The organism is Pseudomonas sp. IT-P171, from assembly GCF_949767765.1.
Lineage (GTDB): Bacteria > Pseudomonadota > Gammaproteobacteria > Pseudomonadales > Pseudomonadaceae > Aquipseudomonas > Aquipseudomonas fluorescens_B.
This window is the reverse complement of the sequence record NZ_CATKQN010000044.1, coordinates 361244-387004: the sequence shown is the minus strand read 5'-3', so window position 1 is coordinate 387004 and position 25761 is coordinate 361244. Positions and strand designations below refer to the sequence as shown.

24 protein-coding genes, 4 tRNA genes and 1 pseudogene are annotated in these 25761 nt (G+C 58.2%); 22 read left to right on the top strand and 7 right to left on the bottom strand.

Annotation, left to right across the window (positions count from 1 at the left end; all coding sequences use genetic code 11):
• Window positions 1-19: 19 nt before the first annotated feature.
• On the bottom strand, window positions 20-667 hold the full coding sequence (locus ACM6I5_RS21885; RefSeq protein WP_414878654.1) for a YceH family protein: 648 nt from the start codon (window positions 665-667) through the stop codon (window positions 20-22).
• Window positions 668-977: 310 nt separating this feature from the next.
• On the opposite strand from ACM6I5_RS21885, the gene ACM6I5_RS21880 reads away from it, so the two are divergent.
• The 5 genes from ACM6I5_RS21880 to ACM6I5_RS21860 are packed head-to-tail and all read left to right on the top strand — an operon-like array spanning window position 978 to window position 5091.
• The gene (locus ACM6I5_RS21880; RefSeq protein ID WP_414884696.1) at window positions 978-1955 is read left to right on the top strand and encodes an SDR family NAD(P)-dependent oxidoreductase; all 978 of its coding nucleotides are present in this window, start codon (window positions 978-980) and stop codon (window positions 1953-1955) included.
• Window positions 1956-2001: 46 nt separating this feature from the next.
• Window positions 2002-2742, top strand: coding sequence for a glycosyltransferase family 2 protein (locus ACM6I5_RS21875; RefSeq protein ID WP_414884695.1), 741 nt, complete (start codon window positions 2002-2004; stop codon window positions 2740-2742).
• On the top strand, window positions 2739-3017 hold the full coding sequence (locus tag ACM6I5_RS21870; protein ID WP_017337570.1) for a lipid-A-disaccharide synthase N-terminal domain-containing protein: 279 nt from the start codon (window positions 2739-2741) through the stop codon (window positions 3015-3017). Before ACM6I5_RS21875 ends, ACM6I5_RS21870 begins: the two co-directional genes overlap by 4 nt.
• A gap of 3 nt (window positions 3018-3020) precedes the next feature.
• Entirely contained in the window at window positions 3021-4541 is a 1521-nt protein-coding gene (locus ACM6I5_RS21865; protein ID WP_414884694.1) for an ArnT family glycosyltransferase, read from the top strand.
• Between the two features lie 40 nt (window positions 4542-4581).
• Entirely contained in the window at window positions 4582-5091 is a 510-nt protein-coding gene (locus tag ACM6I5_RS21860) for a DUF1993 domain-containing protein (RefSeq protein WP_414878657.1), read from the top strand.
• Window positions 5092-5162: 71 nt separating this feature from the next.
• Here the strand turns inward: ACM6I5_RS21860 and sstT are convergent, their stop codons facing one another.
• The gene (gene sstT, locus ACM6I5_RS21855) at window positions 5163-6407 is read right to left on the bottom strand and encodes a serine/threonine transporter SstT (protein ID WP_414884693.1); all 1245 of its coding nucleotides are present in this window, start codon (window positions 6405-6407) and stop codon (window positions 5163-5165) included.
• A 278-nt stretch (window positions 6408-6685) separates the two neighbouring features.
• Between sstT and ACM6I5_RS21850 the strand changes: the two genes are divergently transcribed.
• Window positions 6686-7840, top strand: a complete 1155-nt coding sequence (locus tag ACM6I5_RS21850) for an MFS transporter (RefSeq protein WP_017337574.1) — start codon at window positions 6686-6688, stop codon at window positions 7838-7840.
• 4 nt (window positions 7841-7844) lie between these two features.
• Here the strand turns inward: ACM6I5_RS21850 and nhaR are convergent, their stop codons facing one another.
• The gene (gene nhaR / locus ACM6I5_RS21845) at window positions 7845-8744 is read right to left on the bottom strand and encodes a transcriptional activator NhaR (protein ID WP_414884692.1); all 900 of its coding nucleotides are present in this window, start codon (window positions 8742-8744) and stop codon (window positions 7845-7847) included.
• A 135-nt stretch (window positions 8745-8879) separates the two neighbouring features.
• Between nhaR and ACM6I5_RS21840 the strand changes: the two genes are divergently transcribed.
• Together ACM6I5_RS21840 and ACM6I5_RS21835 are read left to right on the top strand one after the other, a co-directional pair.
• Window positions 8880-9122 (top strand): hypothetical protein, encoded by a 243-nt coding sequence (locus ACM6I5_RS21840; RefSeq protein ID WP_017337576.1) that lies wholly within the window; start codon window positions 8880-8882, stop codon window positions 9120-9122.
• Window positions 9123-9150: 28 nt separating this feature from the next.
• A complete protein-coding gene (locus ACM6I5_RS21835; RefSeq protein WP_017337577.1) occupies window positions 9151-9900 on the top strand; it encodes a TerC family protein in 750 nt (249 codons plus the stop codon).
• 78 nt (window positions 9901-9978) lie between these two features.
• Here ACM6I5_RS21835 and ACM6I5_RS21830 read toward each other — a convergent pair whose 3' ends face one another.
• A complete protein-coding gene (locus ACM6I5_RS21830; RefSeq protein WP_017337578.1) occupies window positions 9979-10146 on the bottom strand; it encodes a hypothetical protein in 168 nt (55 codons plus the stop codon).
• 166 nt (window positions 10147-10312) lie between these two features.
• Here ACM6I5_RS21830 and ACM6I5_RS21825 point away from each other — a divergent pair.
• From ACM6I5_RS21825 to ACM6I5_RS21815, 3 genes and pseudogenes are all read left to right on the top strand, one after another.
• Window positions 10313-11039: pseudogene (locus ACM6I5_RS21825) on the top strand (peptidase C39 family protein).
• 95 nt (window positions 11040-11134) lie between these two features.
• On the top strand, window positions 11135-11341 hold the full coding sequence (locus tag ACM6I5_RS21820; protein WP_017337580.1) for a DUF6021 family protein: 207 nt from the start codon (window positions 11135-11137) through the stop codon (window positions 11339-11341).
• A gap of 19 nt (window positions 11342-11360) precedes the next feature.
• Window positions 11361-11576, top strand: coding sequence for a hypothetical protein (locus tag ACM6I5_RS21815; protein ID WP_414884691.1), 216 nt, complete (start codon window positions 11361-11363; stop codon window positions 11574-11576).
• 50 nt (window positions 11577-11626) lie between these two features.
• Here the strand turns inward: ACM6I5_RS21815 and pbpG are convergent, their stop codons facing one another.
• Together pbpG and folD are read right to left on the bottom strand one after the other, a co-directional pair.
• Window positions 11627-12565, bottom strand: coding sequence for a D-alanyl-D-alanine endopeptidase (gene pbpG, locus ACM6I5_RS21810; RefSeq protein ID WP_017337582.1), 939 nt, complete (start codon window positions 12563-12565; stop codon window positions 11627-11629).
• A gap of 239 nt (window positions 12566-12804) precedes the next feature.
• Window positions 12805-13659, bottom strand: a complete 855-nt coding sequence (gene folD, locus ACM6I5_RS21805) for a bifunctional methylenetetrahydrofolate dehydrogenase/methenyltetrahydrofolate cyclohydrolase FolD (protein ID WP_414878661.1) — start codon at window positions 13657-13659, stop codon at window positions 12805-12807.
• Window positions 13660-13934: 275 nt separating this feature from the next.
• Between folD and ACM6I5_RS21800 the strand changes: the two genes are divergently transcribed.
• The 11 genes from ACM6I5_RS21800 (at window position 13935) to ACM6I5_RS21750 (ending at window position 24373) form a co-directional block, all read left to right on the top strand.
• Window positions 13935-14011: transfer RNA gene (locus tag ACM6I5_RS21800), tRNA-Arg, on the top strand.
• 32 nt (window positions 14012-14043) lie between these two features.
• A tRNA-His gene (locus ACM6I5_RS21795) sits at window positions 14044-14119 on the top strand.
• Window positions 14120-14173: 54 nt separating this feature from the next.
• Window positions 14174-14258, top strand: a tRNA-Leu gene (locus tag ACM6I5_RS21790).
• A 78-nt stretch (window positions 14259-14336) separates the two neighbouring features.
• Window positions 14337-14412 (top strand) — tRNA-His (locus ACM6I5_RS21785).
• Window positions 14413-14812: 400 nt separating this feature from the next.
• Window positions 14813-16123, top strand: coding sequence for a trigger factor (tig, locus tag ACM6I5_RS21780; protein ID WP_017339699.1), 1311 nt, complete (start codon window positions 14813-14815; stop codon window positions 16121-16123).
• A gap of 93 nt (window positions 16124-16216) precedes the next feature.
• Complete coding sequence (gene clpP / locus ACM6I5_RS21775; protein WP_017339698.1) at window positions 16217-16852, top strand: ATP-dependent Clp endopeptidase proteolytic subunit ClpP; 636 nt, start codon at window positions 16217-16219, stop codon at window positions 16850-16852.
• 112 nt (window positions 16853-16964) lie between these two features.
• A complete protein-coding gene (gene clpX, locus ACM6I5_RS21770) occupies window positions 16965-18248 on the top strand; it encodes an ATP-dependent Clp protease ATP-binding subunit ClpX (protein WP_007946893.1) in 1284 nt (427 codons plus the stop codon).
• A gap of 161 nt (window positions 18249-18409) precedes the next feature.
• Window positions 18410-20806 (top strand): endopeptidase La, encoded by a 2397-nt coding sequence (lon, locus tag ACM6I5_RS21765; RefSeq protein ID WP_052909694.1) that lies wholly within the window; start codon window positions 18410-18412, stop codon window positions 20804-20806.
• 147 nt (window positions 20807-20953) lie between these two features.
• A complete protein-coding gene (locus ACM6I5_RS21760) occupies window positions 20954-21226 on the top strand; it encodes an HU family DNA-binding protein (protein ID WP_002552737.1) in 273 nt (90 codons plus the stop codon).
• A 233-nt stretch (window positions 21227-21459) separates the two neighbouring features.
• Window positions 21460-23331 (top strand): SurA N-terminal domain-containing protein, encoded by a 1872-nt coding sequence (locus ACM6I5_RS21755; RefSeq protein ID WP_414884690.1) that lies wholly within the window; start codon window positions 21460-21462, stop codon window positions 23329-23331.
• A 232-nt stretch (window positions 23332-23563) separates the two neighbouring features.
• Window positions 23564-24373, top strand: a complete 810-nt coding sequence (locus ACM6I5_RS21750; RefSeq protein ID WP_017339694.1) for a DUF2242 domain-containing protein — start codon at window positions 23564-23566, stop codon at window positions 24371-24373.
• Between the two features lie 347 nt (window positions 24374-24720).
• On the opposite strand, the gene ACM6I5_RS21745 is transcribed toward ACM6I5_RS21750, so the two are convergent.
• Window positions 24721-25761 (bottom strand): AraC family transcriptional regulator, encoded by a 1041-nt coding sequence (locus ACM6I5_RS21745; protein ID WP_414884689.1) that lies wholly within the window; start codon window positions 25759-25761, stop codon window positions 24721-24723.

Below are 25761 nucleotides of genomic sequence, written 5' to 3'. Positions count from 1 at the left end.
CGCCAAATGTGCCGTCGGTTTATTCGAGCCGTGCCAGCCGCTCTTCCAGCGCCGCAATGCGCGCCTCCAGCTCTTCGATCCGCTCCACGGAAACACCGCTGCCGGCCCCACGCTCGACCGGATTTTGCCGCGCCGCGAGGATCGCTTCGATATCCGCCGGATCACCCAGCGCATGCATATAGCGATCCTCCCGCTGCCCGGCCTGCCGCGGAATCAGCAACGCCAGACCGCGAGCAATCAACCGTTCAAGTTGATGCACGACCTGTTCGGCATCTTCGAACTCATGCATGCGGCCGCTGCGGGTCAGCAGTTCGTTGACCGTCTGCGGACCTCGCAGAAACAGCAGTCCCGTCAGAATCACCTGTGCCGGCACCAGCTCCAGGGCCTTGTCGACCTTGTGTTCCCAGCGGTCGGCCCGGCTGCCCATCACCAGTCTGGTAAACCCGCGACCTTCGAGGGCGCGCAGGCTCTGGCCGACCTGGCCCTGGGTGAGGTTCATCACCGGTTCGCGGCTGGTTTTCTGGTTGCAGGCAATCACCAGGGCATTGAGGGTCAGCGGATAGGTTTCCGGGCTGGTGGCCTGTTTCTCGATCAACGAACCGAGAATGCGGATTTCCGTGCTGTTCAGGCGTGGTTCGTCGAAAGTCGTTTCTTGCTCAGTGCTCATGATGCTGCGTCCTTACCCCGGTTCATAGTCTTCTCCTGCTGGCATGCACTTTAGATTGGCGCGCGCCAATGGCAAATGAATTCGTCGCGCCACCCGACAATGGTCATAAAAGCTACATCAATCCATAACGCTATTTTTACATTCCGGCGGGCACCGTATGCAGGGCCGCGAAATGACGGCTGCGCCTGACAGGCGCGGCGTCAGAACGTATCGACGACGTCACTGGCCTTACTGACTGCAACCTGGAGCAAGGCATGACGCTGACATTGGGAACGACCCGTAATAATGCGCTGATCAGCGCGTGCCTGCCATGACCGTGCTGGTCACCGGCGCCGCCGGTTTCATCGGTTTTCATACGGTCAAGCGCTTGTGTGAGCAAGGTCTTGAAGTGGTCGGCATCGATAATCTCAACGACTACTACAGCGTGGAACTCAAACACGCCCGGCTCAAGGAGCTGCGTGCCTTGTCGGGCTTTCAGTTCCAGACGCTGGATATCGTCGACAAGCCTGCGCTATTGGCATTTTTCCAGAAGCACGACTTCACAGAAGTGATCCACCTGGCCGCCCAGGCCGGCGTTCGCTATTCGCTGGACAATCCGGACGTGTATGCGCAATCGAACCTGACGGGGTTTCTGAATGTGCTGGAAGCCTGCCGACACCATCGCCCCGAGCATCTGATCTATGCCTCGAGCAGCTCGGTGTACGGCACCAACAGCAAAATGCCGTTCTGCGTCGAAGATGCCGTCGATCATCCGGTTTCGCTGTACGCCGCGACCAAGCGCGCCAATGAGCTGATGGCCCACAGCTACTGCCATCTGTATGGAATCAAGGCCAGCGGCCTGCGCTTCTTTACCGTATACGGACCTTGGGGTCGCCCTGACATGGCGCTGTTCAAGTTCACCGAAGCGATCCTCAACGACAGACCGATCGAACTCTACAACCAGGGCTTGATGTCGCGGGATTTCACCTACATCGATGACATCATCGAAAGCATCGCGCGCCTGCGTCCACGTCCGCCGTTGCCGGAGTCGGCTGGCGAGGGCATCAACCGGATTTTCAATATCGGACGCGGCATGCCTGTGGCACTGCTGGATTTCGTCGATTGTCTGGAGTCGGCCCTGGACCGGCAAGCCCGGCGCAATTTGCTGCCGATGCAGGCGGGCGATGTGCTCAAGACCTGGGCAGACGTGTCGGCATTGGCGCAATGGGTCGATTTTCTTCCGCAGGTGTCGGTCGAGACCGGCGTTGCGCAATTCGTGAAGTGGTATCGCCACTTTTATCAGATTTGAAACATTGGCCCTCGATCATGAAAAATCCAGGGAAACAGGGGCCTCTATGAGCCAAGACCTATTTGTATCGGTGCTGATTCCGGCCAAGAACGAAGCGAGCAATCTCACCACGCTGCTGGAAGAAATCCGCATCGCACTGGCGGATGAAGCGTACGAAGTCATCGTTGTCGACGATGGCAGCACTGACGCCACCTTGCAGGCATTGCGCGACACCCGGCACAGCGGCCTGAGCACGTTGCGCATCCTGCGGCATGAGCAATCGCTGGGGCAGAGCACTTCGCTCTACCATGCCGCGCTCGCCGCCCGGGGCCAATGGCTGGCCACCCTCGATGGCGACGGTCAAAACGACCCGGCGGACATCCCCGGCATGCTGGCACTGGTGCGCAGTGAGCGCGCAGGCGTCGACCTGCAATTGGTGGCAGGGCATCGGGTCAACCGCCGCGACACCGCGAGCAAGCGCTGGGCTTCGCGGTTTGCCAACGGCATACGCCGGCGCATGCTCAAGGACCAGACGCCGGACACTGGTTGCGGGCTGAAACTGATCCAGCGCGCGGCGTTTCTGCGTTTGCCGTATTTCGACCATATGCACCGCTACATTCCTGCGCTGATCCAGCGCCACAACGGCCGCATGATTACCCACCCGGTCAACCACCGATCGCGCACGGCCGGGGTTTCCAAGTACGGCAACATTGACCGTGCGCTGGTGGGGGTTCTCGACCTGATCGGTGTCTGGTGGCTGATCCGGCGCACGCGTTTGAATACCCAAGCGCAGGAGATCGACGGATGAACCTGTCCCGCGAAACCCTGTGGCTGGTGGTCGGTTTCAGTGGCCAGATCGCCTTCACCGGTCGCTTCGTCCTGCAGTGGCTGTACAGCGAATACAAAAAACGCAGCGTGATCCCGGTGAGCTTCTGGTACCTGAGCATCATCGGCAGCACGCTGTTGTTCGCCTATGCGATTTACCGACAGGACCCGGTGTTCATCGCCGGCCAGGCGTTCGGCTCCATCGTTTACTTGCGCAACCTGCAATTGATTGCCCGCAGCAAAACCGTGAAGGACTGACCCATGCGCCGAACCCTGTCACCCGGCGTCGAATGCCTGGGGCTGATGCTGCTTGCTCTGTTGTTGGTTGGCGCGGGACTGGGATTGCGCCAGCCGCAGAATGTCGATGAAGAACGCTTCCTCGGTGTGGCGCTGGAGATGCTGCACAACGGTTCGTGGTTGATTCCCCATCGCGCCGCGGAGATTTACGGCGATAAACCCCCAATATTCATGTGGACCGTGGCGTTTTTCACCTGGATCACCGGGATGCCCGCCATTGCCCTGTATATTCCGGGGCTGCTGTCCGCTACTTCGGTCACGGCCATGCTCTACGACCTGGGCCGCCGACTCTGGAACCGGCGAGCCGGTCGAACGGCGGCGCTGTTGTACCTGGCGACCTATCAGACGTACAGCATTCTGCGCACCGGCCAGATCGACAGTTTTCTGATTCTGTTCACCTCGCTGGGCCTGTATGGCCTGGCCCGTCACCTGCTGCTCGGGCCTGCCTGGCGCTGGTTTTACGCCGGATGCGCCGCCATGGGGATCGGCGTGATCACTAAAGGGGTCGGCTTCGTGCCGGCCTTGATGCTGATTCCGTATGCCTACGCGGTGCGCAAAGGCTGGCCCGGTGTGGTGGCGATGCCGGGCGAGGCGCGCAAATGGTGTATGGGTGTTGTGGTGGTGCTGGGCGCGGTTGCCATCTGGCTGCTGCCCTTGGCGCTGTCCATCGCGCTCAATGGCGGTGCTGACGAGATCGCCTATGCGCGGGAAATCCTGCTGCGCCAGACGGCGGGGCGCTATGCCGCAGCCTGGGACCATCGCGAGCCGTTCTGGTATTTCTTCATCAGCGTTATTCCGCAATATTGGCTGCCGTTGGTGCTCGCGTTGCCATGGCTGATTCCCGCCTGGGGCCGGCAATTGCGCAAGCGCGACGGTCGAGTGCTGGTGCTGCTGGGGTGGGTGCTGCTGGTCGTGCTTTTTTTCTGCCTGAGCAGCGGCAAGCGCAAGTTGTACATCTACCCGGCATTACCGGGGCTGGTGCTGATTGCCGCGCCGCTGATGCCGTGGCTGTTCAAGCGCTGGTTCCGTCGACGCCTGCTCGGCTGGCGGATCTTTCAGGGGGTGGCCGTGACCTGGTTTGCGCTGTGGTTCGCCCGCGGTTTCATCGAGCCGGTCAAGGACGGTGCCAATCCCCACGAGGCGTTGATGGCGCAGGCGGCGGCCATGACCCAGGGCGCCGACCTGGTGTTGGTCAATTGGCGTGAGGGTCATTGGTTGTTCGCAAGGCAGCCGATCGTGCATTTCGGAATGGCGGGTTCAACGGTCGAGCAGGCGGCGCGGTGGCTGCGCGAACATCCGCAGGCGTACGCATTGGTCCCGGATGATCAGCTCGCCCAGTGTTTCAATTCTCAGGCCGCCCGCGAGCTGGGTGAAACCTCCCGGGCGCAGTGGTCGATCGTCGGTGCCGACGCCGATAACGGCAATTGTCATCCCGGCCCGCCCGGCCATATCTATCGCTTCACCTGGGACCGTGCATCGCTATAATCGACCCCACGTTTCACATCTGTCACCACACGAGACTGCCATGACCATTTCCCTGTATGACGCTTCCGTTCCGGTTTTCAAACAAATGCTCACCGCCCTGAGCGACGTTCTGAACAAGGCCGAAGCCCACGCTACCGCCAAGAACATTGACCCAAATGCTTTCCTGCAAGCCCGTCTGTTCCCTGACATGTTCCCGCTGGTGCGTCAGGTGCAGATCGCGGTGGATTTCGCCAAGGGTGTTTCTTCGCGTCTGGCCGAGATCGAAGTGCCGAAGTACGACGACACTGAAACCACCTTTGCCGAGTTGCAAGCGCTGCTGACCAAGGTTCTGGGTTACATCGGTGAGATCAAGCCTGAGCAGATCAACGGCAAGGAAGGCATCGAGATCGTTACTCGTCCAGGCACGCCGAAAGAGAAGCGCTTCAGCGGCCAGGCTTACTTGCTGAGCTACGGCTTGCCGCAGTTCTTCTTCCACGTCACCACCGCTTATGCACTGCTGCGCCACAACGGCGTGGAAGTGGGCAAGCGCGATTACATGGGCGCGTTCTAAACCGCCCGGGTACAAAAAAGCCCCCGCAGCCTCAGGTTGCGGGGGCTTTTTCATGTGTAGGCATTAGCGCATCACGCCAACTGCTGAACCTTCTCCTTCTCCTTCTCCTTCTCCCCCAAACAAGCCGCCGCCGTAAACAGCACATCAGTAGACGAATTCAACGCAGTCTCCGCCGAATCCTGCAACACCCCGATAATGAAACCCACCGCCACCACCTGCATGGCGATTTCACTGGGAATACCAAACAGGCTGCACGCCAATGGAATCAGCAACAGCGAGCCACCCGCCACACCCGACGCACCGCAGGCACAAATCGCCGAAACGACGCTCAACAGAATGGCAGTCGGAATATCCACAGCGATACCCAGCGTATGCACAGCCGCCAGCGTCAACACGGTGATGGTGATCGCAGCACCCGCCATGTTGATGGTGGCGCCCAGCGGAATGGAAACCGAATAAGTGTCCTCGTGCAGCCCCAGACGCTTGCTCAGTTCCAGGTTGACCGGAATGTTCGCCGCCGAGCTGCGGGTAAAAAACGCCGTGATGCCGCTTTCACGCAGGCACATGAGCACCAGTGGATACGGGTTGCGACGCAGCTTCCAGAACACGATTACCGGGTTCATCACCAGCGCCACAAACAGCATGCAGCCCAGCAAAACCGCCAGCAGATGCGCGTAGCCGACCAAGGCACCAAAACCGGAAGTGGCAAGCGTCGATGCCACCAGGCCGAAAATCCCCAGCGGCGCGAAACGAATTACCAGGCGCACGATCAGGGTCACGCCGTTAGACAAATCGCCGAGCACTTCACGGGTGGTGTCGCCGGCATGGCGAATGGCAATGCCCATGCCAATGGCCCACGCCAGAATGCCGATGAAGTTGGCATTCATCAGCGCGCTGACCGGGTTGTCCACCACGCTCAGCAGCAGACTTTTCAGCACTTCACTGATACCGCCCGGCGCCGTCACCGCGACGTCGTGAGTGGCCAGCACCAGGCTCGATGGGAACATCATACTGGCCACGACCGCGACCACTGCGGCGGCGAACGTGCCGAGCAGGTACAGAAACAGAATCGGCCGGATGTGGGTTTCCTGGCCGTGCTTGTGGTTGGCGATCGAGGCCATGACCAGCACGAACACCAGAATCGGCGCGACGGCTTTCAGCGCCGAGACGAACACTTTGCCGATAAACGCGGTGGACTTCGCCACCTCGGGCGCAACCAGCGCCAGGGCAATCCCGGCGAGCAGGCCGATGATGATTTGCGAAACCAGGCTCAAGCGTTTCAAGCGTTGCAATAACGAAGGGGATGAAGCGGTCATAACGGCATCTCTGATTTTATTAGGTGCGGGGTTGTCGCGACATCGGGGCCATTAAATGGGCGATGATCAGGGTGTACGAATCGCAGGGCGCGGACTTTATCACAGCGTCGTCGTCATCCTTCAGACCTGTGACGATCTGCCGCCCGCCGGTTAAACGCGAATTGCAGGTTCGTGCAACCCCCTTCGGAAACACTCTGTTAACATTGCGCATCCTCATTTTCATCTCTGCCAGTGGGCCTTCGGGCTATCGCTGGTGTCGCCGTTTTCTGGAGTTCTGCATGCTGTTGCCCATCCTTCTGTTGTCCGCTGCCGGTTTTACGGTGCTGACCACGGAATTCGTCATCGTCGGCCTGTTGCCGGCGATTGCCCGAGACCTCGAAGTCACCATCCCGCAAGCGGGTTTGCTGGTGACCTTGTTCGCCTTCACCGTCGCCGCGTTCGGGCCATTCCTGACTGCGTACTTCGCCCGATTCGAACGGCGCAAGCTGTTCATCTCGGTGTTGATCATGTTCGGCCTGGCCAACACCCTCGCAGCGTTTGCGCCGAACATTTGGGTGATGGCCGTTGCGCGGTTGATCCCCGCGCTCGGGCTGCCGGTGTTCTGGGCGCTGGCCAGTGAGACAGCGGTGGACATCGTCGGGCCGGATTACGCAGGACGCGCCATCGCCAAGATCGGTTTTGGCATCGTCTGCGCCACGGTGTTTGGGATTCCGGTCGGCACGCTGATTTCCGATGCATTCGGTTGGCGCAGTGCCTTCGGCATTCTGGCGGTCATCGCGTTTGCCAAGGCGTTGTTGCTGTTTATCTACTTGCCGAAAACCAGCCTGCACCAGCATCAGGTGAGTTTCCGTTCACAGTTCAAGATCCTGCGCAGTCCGCTGATGATTGGGCACGTGTTGCTGTCGATCCTGGTGTTCAGCGGCATGTTCACCGCTTACACCTACCTGGCTGACATCCTTGAGCGGTTGGCCGGTTTCAACGGCACGGTGGTGGGCTGGTGCCTGATGGGCTTCGGCGCAGTCGGCTTGATCGGCAACTCGTTGGGCGGTCGTGCGGTGGATCGTCATCCGCTGATCGCTTCCGTGACGTTCTGCGCCTTCATGATTGCCGGCATGGTGGCGCTGGTGCCGAACATTCATTCGCCGCTGGGGCTGGCGGCCGCGATGGGGATCTGGGGCGTGACGCAGGCTGCGTTGTTCCTGGTCAGTCATGTGCGTTTGATGAAGGCAGCGCCCGAGGCGCCGGCCTTTGCCGCGTCGCTGAACATTGCCGGGGCCAACCTCGGGATCGGTTTGGGGGCGATGGTCGGCGGGCGCGTGATCGACAGCGTTGGCTTGGGCGGGCTTGGCTTTGCGGCGGCGGCTTTCATCCTGGCTTCGATTCTGCTGGCCATGGCGCTGATGACCTTCAAGCCCCGCGAAATCTGCGCCTGACACCTTACATCGCGGTGAACAGTTCGCGCCGGGCACCTTCGGTAATCGCAACAATGCCGGGGTGCTTGACCTTGCGTTCCACCGAAATGGCGTAGAACGATTCGGTCACGGCGTCGGTCTGGCCAATCAGTTCCACGCTGTATTGGCGTTTCACCTCATCGGCAATCACGCTCGGGCCGATGAAAATCCCGCTGCCGGATTGGCCAAACGCCTGCATCAGGGCGCTGTCATCGAACTCGCCGACGATCCGCGGCTGGATCTGTTGCTCGGCAAACCAGCGCTGCAAGCGACTGCGCACAACGGTTTCCGGTCCCGGAATCAGCAGTGGCGCGCCGTGCAGGCTGCGGGGAAAGTCCCGACCGTACTGTGCCGCCAGTTCAGGGGTGGCGAAGAAGCTGATCCCGCATTCCCCGAGTTTCTGGCTGTAGCCCTTGATGTCCAGGTGCGACGGCATCGGGCTGTCGGAGATCACCAGGTCGAGGCGCTGAATCGCCAGGTCGGCGAGCAAGCGTTCGAGTTTGTCCTCGCGACAGGTGATACGCAGCGGCTCGCTCAACTCCATGGTTGGCGCAATCAGGCGATAAACGATGGATTTGGGCACAACGTCGGCCACGCCGACCCGAAACAGAATCTGCTGCTCGTTGGGTTGCGCCCGCAACATCAACTCCAGTTCGCCGCCGAGCTGAAACATCTGTTCGGCGTAGGGCAGGGCCTGACGCCCGGCTTCGGTGAGCTCCAACTGTCGGCCAACCCGGCGAAACAATTCGATGCCATACGTTTGTTCGAGCAAGGATATCTGCCCGCTGATGGTCTGCGGCGTCAGGTTCAGCTGCTCGCAGGCACGGACGATGCTGCCGGTCTTGGCCACCACCCAGAAATAATGCAGTTGTCGATAGTTGAGCATGGCGACCTACAGTTCGTTAAAACCGAAGTATAACCGCCAAAAATACGAATTTTCCTGAAGTGTTTGCCTCCCTAGAATGCCTCGCTATCAACGGGCCATCGTTTCGGCCTGTTCGGTTCTATCGAGGAAAGCATCATGAAGCTTAAAACCACGGCACTGCTGATCGCGTCTTTACTGGTATTGGCCGGTTGCGACCAAGCTGAAAAAAGCGCTCAGCAACTGATGGGCAAGGCTGCCGAATCCGCCAAGCAGGCGATTGACGACACCCACAAGGCCGCCGAGCAAGCGATCAGCGATGCCACCGGCGGGCTGATCAGCAAGAAAGAACCATCGGGCGACGACAAAGAGAAATCCGAATCTTCGTCCCAGGAAATCTAAACCGTCTTAAACGAGTCAGGACTGACCCATGGAATACCTTTTAGAACTTGCTGCAAGCCCCACCGCCTGGGTTGCCCTGGCTACGTTGGTGGTGATGGAAATCGTGCTCGGCATCGACAACCTGATCTTCATCTCGATCCTGACCAATAAACTGCCGGAGCAGCATCGGCAGAAAGCGCGGCGCATTGGTATCGGCATGGCGCTGATCCTGCGACTGGCACTGCTGAGCACCATCGCGTTCATCGTCCAGTTGACTGAGCCTGTGATCGAGATCCTCGGCCACGCGTTCTCCTGGAAAGACATGATCCTGATCGCCGGTGGCCTGTTCCTGTTGTGGAAAGCGACCACCGAAATCCACCACAGCATGGACCCTGCGCCGGATGATCCGAAGTCGGCCACCTCGACCGTGACCCTGGGCTTTGCCGCAGCGATCGGTCAGATCCTGATGCTGGACATGGTGTTCTCCATCGACAGCATCATTACCGCTGTCGGCATGACCGAGCATTTGCCGATCATGATCATCGCGGTGGTGGTGTCGGTGCTGGTGATGTTGCTCGCGGCGGACCCATTGGCCAAGTTCATCAACGACAACCCGACGGTGGTGATGCTGGCGCTGGGCTTCCTGATCATGATCGGCATGACGTTGATCGCCGAAGGCTTCGGCGCCCACGTACCGAAAGGCTATGTCTACGCGGCCATGGCGTTCTCGGCCACGATCGAGGGCTTGAACATGATGTCCCGGCGGGCCAAGCAGAAACGCATCGCCGCTGAAGCGTAACCTGCGATAAACAAAAGGCCGCCTGCGCTCGCAAGAGCTCAGGCGGCCTTTTTTGTTCGGGCCGTTTGAATGCGCGGGTCAATGTGCCGTTGCGTGGCGGGGAGCCGGTTTATCGGTCTTCGCTACCTGAAGGGGGTGGGCAGGGTGATGGTGCCGGCGCGTAATTCGCAGGACGCCCCACAACATGGCGGCGGCAACGGCCAGCCAGCCGGAAATCAACATGATTATGGTCATTGTCAGGCTCATCGGTGCCTCCTCTTTGCCCTGCTGCGGGCACACACTCTCTGCAAGTGACAGTCTAGTCGCTGCCATGTTTCAGGCTATTGACCAAAGGTCGCCTTCATCAACCAGTTCGCTCTATCGAATGCACTGAACTGCCGGTTAAGGCTATACCGCTGCTGCGTGGCGTCCTATGATCGACGGCCAGGCCGGGAGCAGAATGACGGCGATTGAACAACGGAGTGATGAGGGTGCGGGTAATGTCGCGAATTCGAATGGCAGCACTGATTGCCGGTTGTGTTGCGGGTCTGGCCGGCTGCGCGGGAAGCGTTGCGCCTGAGGTCAAGCGGCTGCCGGAACGGGTTGAGCTCAGCGGCACGTTCTACCGCGGGCAAGATTATCAAAGCGGACCGCAGGTCCTGGCGAGCATGCTGTCGCAACAGGGCATTGTGATTACACCGGGTTTGCTCGAAAAACCCCTGCACGTACCGGGCGCCGAAGCGCAATTGCAGCAGAACATGCAAAACCTCGCCCGCGAGTACGGCATGGTCGTTTATCCCCTCGACAGCCATTTGCCTGCGCTGCTGACCCAGGTCGCGGCAGGCTATCCGGTGATGGTGCGTTTCACCGAGGGCTCGGCCTTTTGGGCGGAACCGCGTTACGCGATTCTCGCCGGGTACAACCGTCAGAAGCGGACCGTCCTGCTGCGCGCCGGGATGAATCGTCGGGAATTGATGAGCTTCGGTTCGTTTGAGTCGGCTTTCAAGGACGCCGGCGGTTGGGCGGTGCTGATCCAGAAACCGAACCAGATTCCGGCCAATGTCGATCAGCAACGCTGGTTGAAAGCGGCGAGTGACCTGGCTCAGGCCGGTCAGGAGCAAGCGGCGGCTCGTGCGAAGAAGGCACTGGGCGCTCAGTAGCTTTCCGTTCGTCATCTGCATTGCACTGCTGCGCGCGGTTGGCCTCTGAGGAATAAGGGCCCGGATTTTTCCGGGCCAGTTCCAAGGAGGCATTCATGACAAATCCCACTGCACCCACCGGCCCGCACTCGTCTGAGCATTCATCAGGCGACGAGTTGGGTTTTGACCCTGATTCGCCGGACCTCGCCGATCCGCAGGTCGATCCTGTCGGCCCGGCCAAGGCGCCCAAGGATGTAAAGCCTGGCGAGGATACCAAGGCCCCCGCGAAACCTTACGACCCGCTGGCAAATCTGAAACCCTGACGTTCAGTGCGAGGTGTATATGTCGACCGATTCGAGTTTTGACGACAAGCGTCCGGACAGTGTTCCCACCACCCCCGAAGACGACATTGATCCGGTGATGGACCCTGACAGCCCGATGCGCGACCCATTGGCCAGGCCTGTGGTGGTGCCGACCGAACATCCGCAGGGCAGAAGGGATCCGAGTGCCGGCGATGGCATTCCGGATGACCACCAGATGCCGCTGCCGAATGATTAACGCGGACGAAAAAAAGCCCCGACTGATCGGGGCTTTTGTTGTCAGCGTCGTTACTTCGAGGCTTCAACCACACCGCTCTGACGGTGCTTGAGGTTCTTTTCCGATTTGTATTGCAGGGCCACGGAAGGAACGTCGGCGCCCTTGCCGGTCTCGACCCAGTTGCGAATGCGACTGGCATCGGCAAAGTGCGTGTACTTGCCGAAGGCGTCGAGAATCACCAGCGCCACCGGACGATTGCCCATGCTGGTCACCAGCACGAGACAATGGCCGGCCTCGTTGGTGAAGCCGGTTTTCGTCAGCTTGATGTCCCAGTTCGGCTTGCCGACCAAATGGTCGGTATTGCGGAAGCCCAGGCTGTAGTTGGGTTTGCGGAACGAGACGGTTTTTTCCTTGGTGGTGCTCAACTCGGTCAATAACGGGTACTTGTGCGCGGCGATCAGCAATTTGCTCAGGTCGCGTGCGGTAGAGACGTTACGGGGGGAGAGGCCGGTTGGTTCGACGAAGTGGGTGCTGGTCATGCCCAACGCCTTGGCCTTGGCGTTCATCGCGGCAATGAATGCGACATAGCCGCCCGGATAGTGGTGGGCCAGGCTTGCGGCGGCGCGGTTTTCCGAGGACATCAGGGCGATCAGCAGCATTTCCCGGCGCGGCAATTCGCTTTTGAGTTTCACCCTGGAAAATACGCCTTTCATTTCTGGCGTATCGCTGATGTTGATATTGATGTACTCGTCCATGTTCTGCCTGGCTTCGACCACCACGAGACCGGTCATCAATTTGCTGACGGAGGCGATAGGGACAACCACATCGGGGTTGCTGGCATAGATGACTTTGTTGGTCTGCATATCCAGCAGCAACGAGCTGCCGGAAGCCAGCTTGAGTTGTTTCGTATCTCGAGGTGCCGCGGTGGTATCGGCAGCATTGACCGTTGGCGTGATGAACGTCCCTGTAATTGCAAAAAATAGGCTCAGGATGGAAAGACGGATTTTCACGCTGGCAGACTCATAAGGTGTGGATTTGCCGTTCTGTAACGGGCTGTTTCTTGAAAACCGACGCATTTTAGGAGTATGGCTGAAGAACTGTCGATGGTTGTTCAATCAACCGGTGAAAGTCCTTGAAACCCCCCACAAAACAGCGGGTTTCCGGCGAATGGTAGCGTTCATTCTCCGGGCAAAAAGAACCCCGCCATTGGCGGGGTTCTTTTGTTCATCGCTGTTGCTCAAGCGTGAACTCAGCTGTGCAGGGTTTCTGCCGCGTACAGCGTGTTTTCCAGCAGGCAGGCGCGGGTCATCGGGCCCACGCCACCAGGTACTGGCGTGATCCAGCCAGCGCGGGGCAGGGCGGTTTCGTAGATGACATCGCCGACCAGTTTGCCGTCTTCCTGACGGTTGATGCCGACGTCGATCACGATGGCCCCTTCCTTGATCCACTCACCCTTGACCAGGCCCGGTTTGCCGGCAGCGACAACCACCAGATCGGCGCGACCGACGTGGCCCGCCAGATCCTTGGTGAAACGGTGGGTGACAGTCACGGTGCAACCGGCCAGCAGCAATTCCATTGCCATCGGACGGCCAACAATGTTGGAGGCGCCGACAACCACGGCGTCCATCCCGTAAAGATCGGCACCGGTGCTTTCCAGCAGTGCCATGATCCCTTTTGGCGTGCACGGGCGCAGCAGCGGAATACGCTGGGCGAGGCGGCCGACGTTATAAGGATGGAAGCCGTCGACGTCTTTGTCCGGACGGATGCGCTCCAGCAATTTGGAAGCATCCAGGTGTTCAGGCAAAGGCAGCTGAAGCAGAACGCCGTCGATTGCCGGGTCGTCGTTCAGGCGATCGATCAGATCGGTCAGCGCTTCTTGAGTGGTTTCGGAAGGCAGGTCGTAGGCTTGGGAAATGAAGCCGACCTCTTCACAGTCTTTACGCTTGTGCGAGACATAAACCTGAGAGGCGGGATCGCTGCCGACCAGGATCACCGCGAGGCCCGGCGTGCGCAGGCCTTGCTGGCGACGCTCGGTAACGCGTTTGGCGATCTGCTGGCGCAGGCTGGCGGCGATCGATTTGCCGTCGATTAGTTGTGCAGTCATTGCGCGTGATTAACCATCGAGAGGGGAAAAAAAGAGAACGCATTCTCGCATGTCATGAGGTGAGGGCAAAGGCGCTTGGTCTGCAAATTCCCCTAACCCCTTTAATTAAATGAATTTTTTTTAAAAAGGATTTGACGACCCCTGGGGGGCTCTATACTATTCGTCGCACTTGTCGGGCACAGCCTAGCACTGGTTAAGAAGGCTGCGCGGAATTACGGTTCTGCAAAGCTGAAAAGCACTTAGTTTGTAGTCCTCCAAGAGTACAGATTAATAAGGCGCCCGTAGCTCAGCTGGATAGAGCATCCGCCTTCTAAGCGGATGGTCGCAGGTTCGAGTCCTGCCGGGTGCGCCATTAGGCAGCTTTGGCACAAGTAGCGCGATATGGTGGGCGTAGCTCAGTTGGTAGAGCACGGGATTGTGACTCCCGTTGTCGTGGGTTCGATCCCCATCGTCCACCCCATATTTCGAAAGGCGCCAGATTAACAGTCTGGCGCCTTTGCTTTAACGGCTATACGCGGATGTGGTGGAATTGGTAGACACACTGGATTTAGGTTCCAGCGCCGCGAGGCGTAAGAGTTCGAGTCTCTTCATCCGCACCAAATAAAGCTTCTCTCATGCCGGTTGGCCTGGTTGGAGCTCAACAAAGAAGTTGTTTGGCTTTTTTGTTACGCAATATGGTGGGCGTAGCTCAGTTGGTAGAGCACGGGATTGTGACTCCCGTTGTCGTGGGTTCGATCCCCATCGTCCACCCCATATTTCGAAAGGCGCCAGATTTAACAGTCTGGCGCCTTTTTTGTTTCAGTGTTTTGAGTATCGGCGGCTGCGGTTCCGGGTCGCAAGGGCAGGGCGTTTCGTCGTATTTATGTTTCTCGATGATGCCGCGTTGCCCGCCGGCCTTGCTTGCAGGGTTGGCTGTCAGGGCGATGATCGGCAACCGCTTCTATATATAGAAGGGTTGGCGCAGAGCCTTGGCGTGATGGGTTGTATTTGCCACCGGGGCGAGATGCATTCGTGCATTCGTCCCTCTAAATTGCCTGCTGCGTTTTTACCCGTTTTCAGTAGGGTGACTTCTTGAGTTTGACCTACTAGAATGCATGCCCTTGATTCTGGGGTCGGAAACGGCCGGCCAACGTCTGTGCAACGAGGAATATCCATGCAAGTTTCTGTTGAAAATACTTCTGCTCTTGAGCGCCGCATGAGCATCACCGTGCCGGCTGAGCGCATCGAGACTCAGGTCAACAAGCGTCTGCAGCAGACCGCCCAAAAGGCCAAGATCGCTGGTTTCCGTCCGGGCAAAGTGCCAATGAGCGAAATCAAGCGCCGTTTTGGTGCTGATGCGCGTCAGGAAGCTGTCGGCGACGTCATCCAGTCCTCGTTCTACGAAGCTGTTGTCGAGCAAAAGCTGAACCCGGCTGGCGCTCCTTCCATCGAGCCAAAATCCCTGGAAGCTGGCAAAGACCTGGAATACGTCGCGATTTTCGAAGTGTTCCCTGAGTTCACCGTTGCCGGTTTCGAAGGCATCACCGTAGAGCGCCTGAGCGCTGACGTGGCTGACGCTGACCTGGACAAAATGCTGGACGTCCTGCGCAAGCAGAACACCCGTTTCGAAGTGGCCGATCGCGCTGCCCAGAACGATGACCAGCTGAACATCGATTTCGTCGGCAAGGTCGACGGTGAAGTGTTCGCTGGCGGTTCCGCCAAAGGTACTCAGCTGGTTCTGGGTTCCGGCCGCATGATTCCTGGTTTCGAAGACGGTCTGGTTGGCGCTAAAGCCGGCGAAGAGCGCGTTCTGAACCTGACGTTCCCAGAGGACTATCAGAACCTCGACCTGGCGGGCAAAACCGCCGAGTTCACCGTGACCGTGAACACTGTTTCCGAGCCGAAACTGCCAGAACTGAACGAAGAATTCTTCGCTCAATTCGGCATCAAGGAAACCGGTCTGGAAGGCTTCCGCGCCGAAGTTCGCAAGAACATGGAGCGTGAACTGCGTCAGGCGATCAAATCCAAGGTCAAGAATCAGGTAATGGACGGTCTGCTGTCCACCAACCCGATTGAAGTGCCAAAGGCTCTGCTGTCCAACGAAGTTGACCGTCTGCGCGTGCAGGCTGTTCAGCAGTTCGGCGGCAACATCAAGCCAGACCAACTGCCGGCCGAGCTGTTTGAAGAACAAGCCAAGCGCCGCGTTGTACTGGGTCTGATCGTGGCTGAAGTGGTCAAGCAATTCGACCTCAAGCCTGACGAAGCCCGCGTTCGCGAAATGATTCAGGAAATGGCTTCGGCTTATCAAGAGCCTGAGCAGGTTGTGTCTTGGTACTACAAGAACGACCAGCAACTGAACGAAGTCCGTTCGGTTGTGCTGGAAGAACAAGTTGTGGATACTGTTCTGCAGAAAGCTAGCGTGACCGACAAATCGGTCTCTTACGAAGAAGCAGTCAAGCCGGTAGAAGCTCCACAAGCCGACTGATCGTTTTTGCGGTAGGAACTACACACCATAAGCCAGCCTTCGTGCTGGCTTATGCGTATTCAAGACATAACTATTTGGGAGTGACTGCAGAGCATGTTCCGTAATTCGTATATTCAGCAGAACTCTGATATCCAGGCCGCAGGCGGCCTGGTCCCGATGGTTGTCGAGCAGTCCGCTCGTGGCGAGCGCGCCTACGATATTTACTCGCGTCTTCTCAAGGAGCGAGTGATCTTTCTGGTTGGTCCGGTAGAGGACTACATGGCCAACCTGATTTGTGCGCAACTGCTGTTCCTTGAAGCGGAAAACCCGGACAAGGACATCCATCTCTATATCAACTCCCCGGGCGGTTCGGTGACGGCGGGCATGTCGATCTACGACACCATGCAGTTCATCAAGCCAAACGTGTCGACCACCTGTATCGGTCAAGCGTGCAGCATGGGCGCGTTCCTGCTGACGGCCGGTGCTCCGGGCAAGCGTTTCTGCCTGCCGAACTCGCGTGTGATGATTCACCAGCCACTGGGCGGTTTCCAGGGCCAGGCATCGGATATCGAAATCCATGCCAAGGAAATCCTCTTCATTCGCGAGCGTCTCAACACGCTGATGGCCAAGCATAGCGGGCGCACGCTCGAAGAAATCGAGCGCGATACCAACCGCGACAATTTCATGAGCGCAGAAGCCGCGCGTGAGTACGGCTTGATCGATGAAGTGATCACCCAGCGCCCCGCTTAAAATAAGCAGCTCAAAATAAGGCGGGTCGGCTGGTCCGATCACCAGCGGGCTTGAAAAAGCCCGCAATAGCCTTCATCTTGTGTTGCAAGCCTATCGGATTTGGATCGAACGAATGACTGACACCCGCAACGGCGAGGACAACGGCAAGCTGCTCTATTGCTCCTTCTGTGGCAAAAGCCAGCATGAAGTGCGCAAATTGATTGCCGGCCCCTCGGTCTTTATCTGCGACGAGTGCGTCGACCTGTGCAATGACATCATCCGAGAGGAGGTGCAGGAAGCCCAGGCCGAAAGCAGCGCGCATAAATTGCCTTCGCCTAAAGAAATCAGCGGCATCCTTGATCAGTACGTGATTGGTCAGGAGCGTGCGAAAAAGGTTCTGGCCGTAGCGGTGTACAACCACTACAAACGCCTGAACCAGCGTGACAAAAAGAATGACGACGTCGAACTCGGCAAAAGCAACATCTTGCTGATCGGCCCGACAGGCTCGGGTAAAACCCTGCTTGCCGAAACACTGGCCCGCTTGTTGAATGTTCCGTTCACCATCGCCGACGCAACCACCCTCACCGAGGCGGGTTACGTGGGTGAAGACGTCGAGAACATCATTCAGAAGCTGCTGCAGAAGTGCGATTACGACGTGGAAAAAGCCCAGATGGGCATTGTCTACATCGATGAGATCGACAAGATCTCGCGCAAGTCTGACAACCCGTCGATCACCCGGGACGTTTCCGGTGAAGGCGTGCAGCAGGCCCTGCTCAAGTTGATCGAAGGCACGGTCGCTTCTGTTCCGCCCCAAGGTGGTCGCAAGCATCCGCAGCAGGAATTCCTTCAGGTCGACACCCGTAACATCCTGTTCATCTGTGGCGGTGCGTTCTCCGGTCTGGAAAAGGTTATTCAAAACCGTTCCACCAAGGGCGGCATCGGTTTCAACGCAGAAGTGCGCAGCAAGGAAGAAGGCAAGAAAGTCGGTGAATCCCTGCGTGAAGTCGAGCCTGACGATCTGGTCAAGTTCGGTCTGATCCCGGAATTCGTCGGTCGTCTGCCGGTCCTTGCCACGCTGGACGAGCTTGATGAAGCTGCATTGATGCAGATCCTCACCGAGCCGAAAAATGCTCTGACCAAGCAGTACGCCAAGTTGTTCGAGATGGAAGGTGTGGACCTGGAATTCCGGGCCGACGCACTGAAATCGGTCGCCAAACGTGCCCTGGAACGCAAAACCGGTGCCCGTGGACTGCGTTCGATTCTCGAAGGTGTATTGCTCGACACTATGTATGAAATCCCATCGCAGTCCGAGGTGAGTAAAGTAGTGATCGATGAAAGCGTTATAGAAGGCAAGTCCAAGCCACTGTATATCTACGAAAACAGTGAGCCGGCTGCCAAGGCTGCGCCAGACGCTTAAGCGTCACGCAGCTGGAATAAAGAAGGGGCCTTCGGGCCCCTTTGCTTTTTGCGCGTTTTAACCCTGTCTTTGCGCTTGTTTTTTTTGAAGGCAGCCCCCATCTTGGTTTCAAGCTTACTTCCATCTGTTTACGGCCTTATGGCCGCCGTAGAGGCGAAATCATGAAGACAACCATCGAATTGCCTCTCCTGCCATTGCGTGATGTTGTGGTTTATCCGCACATGGTTATCCCGCTGTTCGTGGGGCGCGAGAAATCCATCGAAGCCCTCGAGGCTGCGATGACGGGCGACAAGCAGATCCTTCTGCTGGCTCAGAGAAATCCTGCTGACGATGATCCCGGTGAAGATGCACTCTATCGCGTAGGTACGATTGCTACCGTTCTGCAGCTGCTCAAGCTGCCTGACGGCACGGTCAAGGTTCTGGTCGAAGGTGAGCAGCGGGGCGCTGTGGAGCGCTTCAGCGAAGTGGACGGCCACTGCCGTGCCGAAGTCTCATTGATCGACGAAGTCGACGCGCCTGAACGCGAGTCGGAAGTGTTTGTCCGCAGCCTGCTGGCTCAGTTCGAACAATATGTGCAGCTGGGCAAGAAAGTCCCCGCTGAGGTCCTGTCGTCGCTCAACAGCATCGACGAACCAGGCCGCCTGGTCGACACCATGGCCGCACATATGGCCCTGAAAATCGAGCAGAAGCAGGAAATCCTCGAAATCATCGATTTGTCGGCCCGGGTCGAGCACGTCCTGGCGTTGCTGGATGCCGAGATCGATCTGCTGCAAGTCGAAAAACGCATTCGCGGCCGCGTCAAAAAACAAATGGAGCGCAGCCAGCGCGAGTACTACCTGAATGAGCAGATGAAGGCCATTCAGAAAGAGCTCGGCGACAGCGATGAAGGCCACAACGAAATCGAAGAGCTGAAAAAGCGCATCGATGCTGCTGGCCTGCCGAAAGATGCCCTGGCCAAGGCCCAGGGCGAACTGAACAAGCTGAAACAGATGTCGCCAATGTCCGCGGAAGCCACCGTGGTGCGTTCGTATATCGACTGGCTGGTTCAGGTGCCGTGGAAGGCTCAGAGCAAAGTGCGCCTGGACCTGGCACGTGCAGAAGACATCCTCGACGCGGACCACTACGGTCTGGAAGAAGTCAAAGAGCGGATCCTCGAGTACCTCGCCGTGCAAAAGCGCGTGAAGAAGATTCGGGGTCCTGTGTTGTGCCTGGTCGGTCCTCCTGGTGTGGGTAAAACCTCCCTGGCGGAGTCGATTGCTCATGCGACCAACCGCAAATTCGTACGCATGGCCCTCGGCGGTGTGCGCGATGAAGCGGAAATCCGTGGTCATCGCCGGACTTATATCGGTTCGATGCCAGGAAGATTGATTCAAAAAATGACAAAAGTGGGCGTCCGCAACCCGCTGTTCCTGCTCGATGAAATCGACAAAATGGGCAGCGACATGCGCGGCGATCCTGCGTCGGCGTTGCTGGAAGTGCTCGATCCGGAGCAGAACCACAACTTCAACGATCACTATCTGGAAGTCGACTACGACCTGTCCGATGTGATGTTCCTGTGCACCTCGAACTCCATGAACATTCCGCCGGCGCTGCTCGACCGGATGGAAGTGATTCGTCTGCCGGGCTACACCGAAGACGAAAAGATCAACATCGCCGTCAAATACCTTTCGCCGAAGCAGATCACGGCCAACGGTCTGAAGAAAGGCGAGCTGGAATTCGACGCCGAAGCGATCCGCGACATCATCCGCTACTACACCCGCGAAGCCGGTGTACGTGGGCTGGAGCGCCAGATTGCCAAGGTTTGCCGCAAGGCGGTCAAAGAGCATGCGCTGGAAAAACGCTTCTCGGTGAAGGTCACTGCCGACATGCTGGAACACTTCCTCGGCGTGCGCAAATTCCGCTATGGCCTGGCTGAATCGCAGGATCAGATCGGTCAAGTGACCGGGCTGGCATGGACTCAAGTGGGCGGCGAGTTGCTGACCATCGAAGCCGCTGTCGTACCAGGCAAAGGGCAACTGATCAAGACCGGTTCGCTGGGTGACGTGATGGTCGAATCGATCACTGCCGCGTTGACCGTTGTCCGCAGCCGCGCGAAGAGCTTGGGGATTCCCCTGGACTTCCACGAGAAGCGCGACACGCACATCCACATGCCGGAAGGGGCCACCCCGAAGGATGGCCCTAGCGCCGGTGTAGGCATGTGCACGGCCCTGGTGTCGGCATTGACCGGTATTCCGGTGCGTGCTGACGTGGCCATGACGGGTGAAATCACCCTGCGCGGTCAAGTGCTGGCGATTGGTGGTCTGAAAGAAAAACTGCTTGCGGCTCACCGTGGCGGGATCAAGACGGTGATCATTCCTGAAGAGAACGTACGCGATCTGAAGGAAATTCCTGACAATATCAAGCAAGATCTGCAGATTAAACCGGTTAAATGGATTGACGAGGTCCTGCAAATTGCGCTGCAATACGCGCCGGAGCCCTTGCCCGATGTAGCTCCGGAGATAGTTGCAAAGGATGAAAAACGCGAGTCTGACTCTAAGGAAAGAATTAGCACGCATTAGTACGCATTTGCCTGGGGGGCTTGTTGACAGCTTTTTAGAGCCCTTGTTATAAAGCGGCTCTTAAGTGTCTGTAGGCCATTCAGCACTCGTTTTTGCTTTCACCAAAAAACTTAGAATCATACTCAAATAGATATAAGGGGACTTAGAGTGAACAAGTCGGAACTGATTGATGCTATCGCTGCATCCGCTGATATCCCGAAAGCTGCTGCTGGCCGTGCGCTGGACGCTGTAATCGAATCCGTCACTGGCGCTCTCAAGGCTGGCGACTCTGTTGTTCTGGTTGGTTTCGGTACTTTCTCCGTGACTGATCGTCCAGCTCGCATTGGTCGTAACCCACAGACCGGTAAGACACTGGAAATCGCAGCAGCCAAAAAACCAGGTTTCAAAGCCGGTAAAGCACTGAAAGAAGCTGTCAACTAAGTTCGATTCAGGTTTTTGCCTATCCGGGTCGGGGTCATGCCTGACCTGGCAGCGGAGCGGTAGTCCAGTCGGCGAGTCGCCGATCCGAGACGCCGAGGGTCGCAAGTTCGAACCCTTGGTCCGTTCCGCCAGTTACGAGAAGGCGCATCCTCGGATGCGCCTTTCTTCTATCCGGATTCTACCCACGCTCCACGGTTGCCTAATTTTGAAGTTCAACCGTTTCTGGGGGACGCATGCTGCAGAATATCAGGGACAATTCACAAGGCTGGATTGCCAAGACCATTATCGGGGTCATCGTTGCACTGATGGCTTTGACCGGTTTCGACGCCATTTTTCAGGCCACTACCCATCGTAACGATGCGGCCAAGGTCAACGGCGAGGAAATCAGCCAGAACGAGCTGAGCCAGGCGGTCGATATGCAACGCCGTCAGCTCATGCAACAGCTGGGCAAGGATTTCGATGCTTCCTTGCTCGACGAAAAAATGCTGCGCGAATCGGCCCTCAAAGGCTTGATCGACCGCAAACTGCTGCTGCAAGGCGCAGAAAACTCGAAATTCGCTTTTTCCGAAGCGGCTTTGGACCAAGTGATCCTGCAAACCCCTGAGTTCCAGGTGGACGGCAAGTTCAGCTCCGAGCGTTTCGATCAGGTTATTCGTCAGCTCGGCTACAGCCGCATGCAATTCCGCCAGATGCTGGCTCAGGAAATGCTGATCGGTCAGCTGCGCGCGGGTCTGGCAGGTAGCGGTTTCGTCACCGACGCACAGGTTCTGGCCTTCGCCCGTCTGGAAAAACAGACCCGCGATTTCGCGACCCTGAACGTCAAGGCTGACCCGGCGGCTGTGAAGCTGACCGACGATGAGGTCAAGGCCTACTACGACGAACACGTCAAGGAGTTCATGACGCCGGATCAGGTGATCATTGATTACCTCGAGTTGAAGAAGTCTTCCTTCTTCGATCAGGTCACCGTCAAGGACGAAGACCTGCAGGCGGCGTATCAGAAAGAAATCGCGAACCTGTCCGAGCAACGCCGGGCGGCGCACATTCTGATCGAAGTGAACGATAAGGTGACCGAGGCGCAAGCCAAGGCCAAAATCGAAGAAGTCCAGGCCCGTCTGGCCAAAGGCGAGAAGTTCGAAGCCCTGGCCAAGGAGTTCTCCCAGGACCCGGGTTCGGCGAACAACGGTGGTGACCTCGGCTACGCAGGTCCTGGTGTCTACGATCCGGCCTTCGAAACAGCGCTGTACGCGTTGGCCAAGGATCAGGTTTCGGCTCCGGTCCGCACTGATTTCGGTTTCCACCTGATCAAGCTGTTGGGCGTCGAGGCTCCGGAAGTTCCGACCCTCGCCAGCCTGAAAGACAAGCTGACCCGTGAACTGAAAACCCAGCAGGTCGAGCAGCGTTTCGTCGAGGCGACCAAGCAGCTGGAAGACTCGTCGTTTGAGTCCTCCGATCTGGCTCAGCCGGCACAGGACCTGAAACTGACCATTCACACCTCCAAGCCGTTCGGCCGGGAAGGTGGCGAAGGCGTTACAGCCAACCGTGCGGTGATCACTGCCGCGTTCAGTCCTGAAGTGCTGGATGAGGGTGCCAACAGCACCGCCATCGAACTCGATCCGGAAACCGTGATCGTGTTGCGCGCCAAGGAGCACTTGAAGCCTGCGCAATTGCCGCTGGAAAGCGTGTCTGCCGCCATCCGAGGGCAATTGGCCAAGGAGCACGCCAGTGCTGCCGCCAAGACCAAGGCTGACGAGCTGATCGCCAGCCTGCGCGAAGGCAAGGCGCCACTGGACAAGGCGATTGAGGGTCAGAGCTGGAAAGTCACCGCAGCAGCGACACGCGCTCAGGAAGGGATCGACCCGACTGTGCTGCAAGCGCTGTTCCGCATGCCTAAACCAGCCGCCAAAGACAAGCCGACCTTCGGCAGCGTGACCCTGGCCGATGGTAGCCTGGTGATCGTGCGCCTGAACGGCGTCAATGAAGCCGCTGCGCCGACCGAAGAAGAGAAGGCTCAATACCGTCGCTTCCTCGCCTCGCGCATTGGCCAGCAAGACTTTGCGGCTTACCGCAAGCAGCTGGAAGCCGAAGCGGACATCAAGCGTTTCTGATGCCTGACTGAGTTTCCCGCGCAACACAAAGACCCCGGCCGAAAATCCGGGGTTTTTTGTGGGTGACGGAAAAGTAGGCAGGCGCTCCCCGTCGCCTGGTTTTTTACTGAACGACTTTTTCCTGTAAATGGCAGTCATTACACTTGTAACTGTTTCAAGACACTAATCGGTGCGACGCTAAGCATCGATCTGTTGCACAATACGCCCCGGACCGTTTTCTTCAGGATGTTCAATGTTTAAATCATTTCCCGTGCGGGTTGTCGGGCTGGCTCTGGTGCTGGCGGCCGCGGCCGGTTGCTCGTCGAAAAAAGCCCCCATCTATGAGCATGAGAACTTCGACGACTCCGGAACGTTTTCGCGAAACTATCCGGTGACCGATGCGCAAACCTGCGAAGCCGCCCGTCGGGCGCTGCTCAGTCAGGGCTACATCATTACCAGCAGCGATCCGAAACTGATCAGTGGTCACAAAAGCTTCCAGCAGACTGGCGATACCCACATGGAGATCAGTTTCAGTGTGGTCTGTGCCGATGATGGCAGCGAAGGTCACCACGCCACCATGTTTGCCAACGCACTGCAGGATCGCTATGCGCTGAAGAAAACCAACAATTCCGCCAGCCTTGGTGTGGGTGTGCTGGGTTCGGTATCGATGCCGATCGGCTCGTCCGATGATTCGATGGTCAAGGTTGCCAGCGAAACCGTATCGTCGGCGAAGTTCTACGAGCGCTTCTTCACCCTGGTGGAATTGTTCCTGCCGCCGGAAGCGAAAAAAGCCGCGCACATCGTCGAGAAGCCGAAAACCGACCTGGGCGTGCCTGAAACCAAGGCCGCACCGGCTGCATTGGCGCCGGAGCCTGCGCCCGCCGCTGAACCTGCACCGGCACCTGCCGCGGAGCCGGTTGCACCCCCACCTGAACCCGCACCGGTCGCCCCGGCCGAAAACACTGAATCGGCGCCGTCGACGGAAAACGTCACGCCACCGCCGCAGTCGGATTTGCCTCCTCCGAGCGAACCGATTCCAGCCATGCCGGTCACCAGCCAGTAATCGCTCCTGACGTTCCGGGATCAGCCCACAGCTCGTTGATCCCGGAACAGCGTTCAATTGATCCGCGTCAACCCAGGCCGTATTCCTGCAGCCTGTATCGAAAAAATCCTGTGATAAATTCCTGACCGCCTGCTACGTTTTATTCAGTAGCGACGAAGCGTCGTGCCTGCGTCATTTTTCTTTCACTCGGGCACTTTATGCTCAAGGCGCTGGTCATTTATTCAAGCGTTTTTTCAATGAGCTGTGGGAGATTCACAATGGACGATTATCAAGAAGAGCTGCTCGAGTTTCAGGCGTTTGAACTGGACCCGCTGGAACCCGCCGAAGACGCTACCGAGCTGTAAGCGTCAGGCGGATTGGCGGTGACTGCGGCGAAATTCGCCGGGAGTCTGGCCACTCCAGCGTTTGAAAGCGCGTTGAAACGCTTCCGCTGAGGCAAAGCCCAGCAGGTAGGCGATTTCACCGAACGCCAGTTCGGTGTCACGAATGTAGGTCATGGCCAGGTCGCGACGGGTGTCGTTGAGAATTGCACGAAACTGCGTGCCTTCCTCGGCGAGTTTGCGGCGCAAGGTCCAGGTAGGCAGCTTCAGGCGTGCCGCCACTTCTTCCAGGTCGGGTTCCCGGCCACCATTGAGCAACGGCCCCAGTAACTGAGTGATGCGTTCACGCAGGCTGCGGGTGCGTGTCAGTTGTTCCAGTTCCCGTTCACACAGTTGCAACAGGTGCCGCCACGTACTCGGGCAGTGCAGCGGGTTGCGCTGGGCGAGGCTGTTCAGGCTCAGGCGCAGCTGGTTCTGTTCGGCGCTGAACTGGATTGGGCAATCGCCCAGCACCGCATAAGCGTCGTGGTAATCCGGTTCGTCGAATTCGATTTCGATGCGTTCGGCGCTCAAGGGAACAGGGCTGACGCTGGACAATTGCTGCAACCATCCGGCGATGATCGAATCCACCACGAAGCGGTTGTAGGCGTTGTAAGGACTGATGGAATAGAACCGCAGCCAGGCGCCTTGGGCGTCTTCGTGGAAGCTCGATTGACCGCGATAGTTGGAGCCGTACAAGGCTTCGAAGCGAATCAGGCAACGTGCCGCTTCCCGTACTGTCGGCGCCTGCGCGGCGGTGACTCCGGCCAGGCCGGCCTGGCTCAGACGGCTGAGCTGGCCCATGCGCAAACCCAGCGCCGGGTTGTCGGTCAGTTGAATCGCGCCGTGGCCCAGGCGCATGTAACGCGGGATCGACAGCCGGGCGCAGGCTTCGCCAAGCCGCGCGGGGTCGAGGCCATACTGGTCGAGCAGGGGCTGAGGATCGATGCCGTGACTGCGCACCGCGTCGGCCAGGCTATGAACAAAGCCGACCGACAAATCGCCCAGACGCATCGGCAACGGTTTCAT

What these genes read in the sequence shown, in the direction of transcription:
- ACM6I5_RS21865 (WP_414884694.1), top strand. Translation starts at nt 3,021, where the DNA reads ATGCGCCGAACCCTGTCACCCGGCGTCGAATGCCTGGGGCTGATGCTG.
- ACM6I5_RS21830 (WP_017337578.1), bottom strand. Translation starts at nt 10,146, where the DNA reads ATGAGCCTGACAATGACCATAATCATGTTGATTTCCGGCTGGCTGGCC.
- sstT (WP_414884693.1), bottom strand. Translation starts at nt 6,407, where the DNA reads ATGACCGCTTCATCCCCTTCGTTATTGCAACGCTTGAAACGCTTGAGC.
- nhaR (WP_414884692.1), bottom strand. Translation starts at nt 8,744, where the DNA reads ATGCTCAACTATCGACAACTGCATTATTTCTGGGTGGTGGCCAAGACC.
- ACM6I5_RS21755 (WP_414884690.1), top strand. Translation starts at nt 21,460, where the DNA reads ATGCTGCAGAATATCAGGGACAATTCACAAGGCTGGATTGCCAAGACC.
- ACM6I5_RS21835 (WP_017337577.1), top strand. Translation starts at nt 9,151, where the DNA reads ATGGAATACCTTTTAGAACTTGCTGCAAGCCCCACCGCCTGGGTTGCC.
- clpX (WP_007946893.1), top strand. Translation starts at nt 16,965, where the DNA reads ATGACTGACACCCGCAACGGCGAGGACAACGGCAAGCTGCTCTATTGC.
- tig (WP_017339699.1), top strand. Translation starts at nt 14,813, where the DNA reads ATGCAAGTTTCTGTTGAAAATACTTCTGCTCTTGAGCGCCGCATGAGC.
- lon (WP_052909694.1), top strand. Translation starts at nt 18,410, where the DNA reads ATGAAGACAACCATCGAATTGCCTCTCCTGCCATTGCGTGATGTTGTG.
- ACM6I5_RS21880 (WP_414884696.1), top strand. Translation starts at nt 978, where the DNA reads ATGACCGTGCTGGTCACCGGCGCCGCCGGTTTCATCGGTTTTCATACG.
- folD (WP_414878661.1), bottom strand. Translation starts at nt 13,659, where the DNA reads ATGACTGCACAACTAATCGACGGCAAATCGATCGCCGCCAGCCTGCGC.
- ACM6I5_RS21875 (WP_414884695.1), top strand. Translation starts at nt 2,002, where the DNA reads ATGAGCCAAGACCTATTTGTATCGGTGCTGATTCCGGCCAAGAACGAA.
- ACM6I5_RS21870 (WP_017337570.1), top strand. Translation starts at nt 2,739, where the DNA reads ATGAACCTGTCCCGCGAAACCCTGTGGCTGGTGGTCGGTTTCAGTGGC.
- ACM6I5_RS21850 (WP_017337574.1), top strand. Translation starts at nt 6,686, where the DNA reads ATGCTGTTGCCCATCCTTCTGTTGTCCGCTGCCGGTTTTACGGTGCTG.
- clpP (WP_017339698.1), top strand. Translation starts at nt 16,217, where the DNA reads ATGTTCCGTAATTCGTATATTCAGCAGAACTCTGATATCCAGGCCGCA.
- ACM6I5_RS21885 (WP_414878654.1), bottom strand. Translation starts at nt 667, where the DNA reads ATGAGCACTGAGCAAGAAACGACTTTCGACGAACCACGCCTGAACAGC.
- ACM6I5_RS21860 (WP_414878657.1), top strand. Translation starts at nt 4,582, where the DNA reads ATGACCATTTCCCTGTATGACGCTTCCGTTCCGGTTTTCAAACAAATG.
- ACM6I5_RS21840 (WP_017337576.1), top strand. Translation starts at nt 8,880, where the DNA reads ATGAAGCTTAAAACCACGGCACTGCTGATCGCGTCTTTACTGGTATTG.
- ACM6I5_RS21820 (WP_017337580.1), top strand. Translation starts at nt 11,135, where the DNA reads ATGACAAATCCCACTGCACCCACCGGCCCGCACTCGTCTGAGCATTCA.
- ACM6I5_RS21750 (WP_017339694.1), top strand. Translation starts at nt 23,564, where the DNA reads ATGTTTAAATCATTTCCCGTGCGGGTTGTCGGGCTGGCTCTGGTGCTG.
- ACM6I5_RS21815 (WP_414884691.1), top strand. Translation starts at nt 11,361, where the DNA reads ATGTCGACCGATTCGAGTTTTGACGACAAGCGTCCGGACAGTGTTCCC.
- ACM6I5_RS21745 (WP_414884689.1), bottom strand. Translation starts at nt 25,761, where the DNA reads ATGAAACCGTTGCCGATGCGTCTGGGCGATTTGTCGGTCGGCTTTGTT.